This window comes from Blautia sp. JLR.GB0024, from assembly GCF_037000545.1.
GTDB classification, from domain to species: Bacteria; Bacillota; Clostridia; order Lachnospirales; family Lachnospiraceae; genus Blautia; species Blautia celeris.
Genome location: NZ_JBANBF010000051.1, coordinates 1 through 418, shown reverse-complemented (window position 1 = coordinate 418; position 418 = coordinate 1). Strand labels below are relative to the sequence as shown.

The following is a 418-nucleotide window of genomic DNA, read 5'->3' as shown; positions in this document are numbered from 1 at the left end:
ATATTTTTTCACCATCTCAAGAGGGTCTGCGCCGCAGTAGGTGAAATGGCCGGTATCAAATAACAGGCTCACATATTCCGGGTCTGTATTTTCCATCATTCTCTCCACCTCGTCCGGGTTCTGCACCACGGTTCCCATGTGGTGATGGAAGGTCAGGCTGATCCCGTACTCTTCCTTCGCGATCTTACCCAGTCTGTTCATACCTGTACAGAAGGTCTCCCACTCCTGGTCATTCATCACGTATTTGTGGCCGAAAATGGGGGTGTCCTGCATGCCCTGTACACTGTGGCTCTGCTCGGATGCACCAATGATCTTGGCGCCCATTGCCTTTAAGAACGCAAGCTGTGCGCGGAACTCCTTCTCCACCTCTTCAAAGGGCTTTGTGATCAGAAAGGAGGAGAACCACTGATTGCAGATC

At 51.4% G+C, this 418-nt stretch carries 1 protein-coding gene; it reads right to left on the bottom strand.

The annotated features are described in order from the left end of the window. The coding region (locus tag V8Q34_RS27380; RefSeq protein WP_335836692.1) for a TIM barrel protein at window positions 1–418 on the bottom strand (418 nt) is incomplete at both ends.